Raw genomic sequence first — 2,436 nt, forward strand, 5'->3', positions numbered from 1 at the left:
CGCGCCTGCGGCTTGTCCAACCCCGCGCCGACCGGGAAAGCTTTTCCCGCCCGTCACGGCGTTATCAGGAGACTGGTTTGTCCGAGAAACGGAACAAGATGCTCACCATGTGGGGGACGGAGGATGAGCACCGGCTACTGCTGGAACGCTGCGGGGGTACACAGCTTTCTGCATGGGTGCGCCCGTCTGCTATGTCTGTTCCTCCTAGTTTTGGTGGGTGCTTATATCTCTACTAAAGGGCATAACATGTCACTACTAACCGCGATGCTAAAGCGGGCTGTTTTTCACAGTATTACCGGCCCCCGTGCCGGTTTTTTTCCTTACCGGAAGGGGCTTCGTGTTTATTGATGTTCTGATTTTCGGAGGGTGTACTGATCGCCTTGCCGGGGACGCGAGGAAGGACATATTTACGACGAGGTACTTTCTGACTTCAGGGAAGGTGTGGCAGATGAGCTGACCCAGATACATTTCTGGCGTGTCGTTAGTGCATTATATCCCGGGGCATTTAACCGTATTGACTACCTCTCTGATTCTCGTAAATACCGTCTCTGGTTATCCTGATTTTTAATCTCGTCACTGCTTGCTTACCGTTCCAGTCTGTATTATCTGCATTTTTCTTTCATACTGAGAGCCTCACGACCCGTAATAAATTCCGTGTCCGTTCATCCTTGAGCGACGACTGGAGGATGAAGATCTCTCAAAAGATGTTGTGGATGCCATGATGCAGGCGACGGAAAGGCTAAGCCGTTATGTCTGATTCCAGTCGGGCGCTGAGCTTCCGGTAAAGCGCTTCGGCCTGCTCATGCAGCTGTTCGCAGTCTGTCGCTTCGTCATCGAAGTCGAGCAGGTCAATTCTTTCCAGCAGGAGGAGTGTCTGGGCGCGGATAAATTTAGCCATGTTGAGAACGGCGGATTCCTGGCGGTTCATGTGTGTTTTTCCGTATCTTGTGATGATTTTGATGTGAAAACAGGATGCCGTCATTCTGGTGCATAGTCATGCATGGCGTTAAAATTTATCTGTCACGAACGGGGCGGTGTATCGGGTGGTTTGTTGCCGGTTTTACCTGACTGCCGTCCCGTTTGTGGCGAACCTGTCCGGAGCGGTGCGGGCAACGGATGTTATGGTAAATCTGCCTCACAGACTGGTACAAAAAAAGCCCCGCAGGGCTTTTTTGCTATGAGTTAGCCATATTTTCTTGCGAATTTTTCATCGGAATCGCATAGATAAATAATAAACTCAATAAACGCGATGATCGCGGGCATGAATGTCCAGCAAAAAATTAGATACAGGAATCCCTGTCCTATTTTACCTAAGTAAAATTTATGTACGCCAAATCCACCAAGGAAGAATGCTAATAGCGCGGCTGCGATTCTACTTTTTTCACCTGAACCTGAAGAGGCGTTTGTGGCTCCGCAGTGTGGGCATGACTTTGCTGTTTCGTGTATTTCCTTGCCGCATCCTCGGCAGTAAACCATTGAACTCATTTTTTATCCTCGAGCTTATTTTTAGTTGGGATGCATAATATCCGATGTTTTATAACGATATGCATCCTATATGCTCGGGTGGGATAGATTTCCATTATGGTGAAGGATCTTCTTGAGATCCTTTCTGTAGCGTCGTAATCTCTTGCTCTGTAAACGAAAAAACCGCCCAGCAAGGCGGTTTTTCGAAGGTTCTCAGAGCAGCAACTCTTTGAACCGTGGTAACTGGCTTATGAGGAGCGCAGGAACCAAATCTGTTCTTTCAGTTTAGCCTTAACAGGCGCATAACTTCAAGACTAACTCCTCTAAATCAGTTACCAGTGGCTGCTGCCAGTGGCGCTTTGTCGTGTCTTTCCGGGTTGGACTCAAGTTGATAGTTACCGGAAAAGGCGCAGCAGTCGGACTGAACGGGGGGTTCGTGCATACAGTCCAGCTTGGAGCGAACTGCCTTCCCGGAACCGAGTGTCAGGCGTGGAATGAGATAAACGCGGCCATAACAGCGGAGTGACACCGGTAAACCGAAAGGCAGGAACAGGAGAGCGCACGAGGGAGCCACCAGGGGGAAACGCCTGGTATCTTTAAGTCCTGTCGGGTTTCGCCACCACTGATTTGAGCGTCAGATTTCGTGATGCTTGTCAGGGGGGCGGAGCCTATGGAAAAACGGCTTCGCCGCGGCCTTATCGCTTCCCCGTTAAGTTTCGTTCTGGCATCTTCCAGGAAATTTCTGCCCCGCCAGTAAGCCGGTACCGCTCGCCGCAGCTGAACGACCGAGCGCAGCGAGTCAGTGAGCGAGGAAGCGGAACATCACCTGCATTGCATATTCTGCTTACGCTCCGCTGCTGCATTTTTCTCCTGCCACATGAAGCACTTTCCTGACAACCGCACTCATGCCAACATAATAAGCCAGTATACACTCCGCTAGCGCTACGTGACTGGTTCAGGGCTGCGCCCCGA

3 protein-coding genes are annotated in these 2,436 nt (G+C 50.5%); all 3 read right to left on the reverse strand.

Features of this window, described 5'->3' with window-relative positions:
- Positions 1-739 precede the first annotated feature (739 nt).
- The 3 genes from V6940_RS22615 to V6940_RS22625 all read right to left on the reverse strand — a co-directional run bounded on the left by V6940_RS22615 (position 740) and on the right by V6940_RS22625 (position 1,906).
- Positions 740-928 carry a Rop family plasmid primer RNA-binding protein gene (locus V6940_RS22615; protein ID WP_024157497.1) on the reverse strand — a complete coding sequence of 63 codons (189 nt, stop codon included), beginning with the start codon at positions 926-928 and terminating at the stop codon, positions 740-742.
- Between the two features lie 254 nt (positions 929-1,182).
- Entirely contained in the window at positions 1,183-1,485 is a 303-nt protein-coding gene (locus tag V6940_RS22620; protein WP_333497408.1) for a TM2 domain-containing protein, read from the reverse strand.
- A gap of 307 nt (positions 1,486-1,792) precedes the next feature.
- Positions 1,793-1,906: a replication initiation protein gene (locus tag V6940_RS22625; RefSeq protein ID WP_072202106.1), complete on the reverse strand. Its 114-nt coding sequence runs from the start codon at positions 1,904-1,906 to the stop codon at positions 1,793-1,795.
- Positions 1,907-2,436 lie beyond the last annotated feature (530 nt).

Source organism: Kluyvera sp. CHPC 1.251, assembly GCF_036759945.1.
Lineage (GTDB): Bacteria > Pseudomonadota > Gammaproteobacteria > Enterobacterales > Enterobacteriaceae > Kluyvera > Kluyvera sichuanensis.

Excerpts from the sequence above, each read along its gene's own strand:
- V6940_RS22620 (WP_333497408.1), bottom strand. The coding sequence starts at position 1,485 with ATGAGTTCAATGGTTTACTGCCGAGGATGCGGCAAGGAAATACACGAA.
- V6940_RS22615 (WP_024157497.1), bottom strand. The coding sequence starts at position 928 with ATGAACCGCCAGGAATCCGCCGTTCTCAACATGGCTAAATTTATCCGC.
- V6940_RS22625 (WP_072202106.1), bottom strand. The coding sequence starts at position 1,906 with ATGCACGAACCCCCCGTTCAGTCCGACTGCTGCGCCTTTTCCGGTAAC.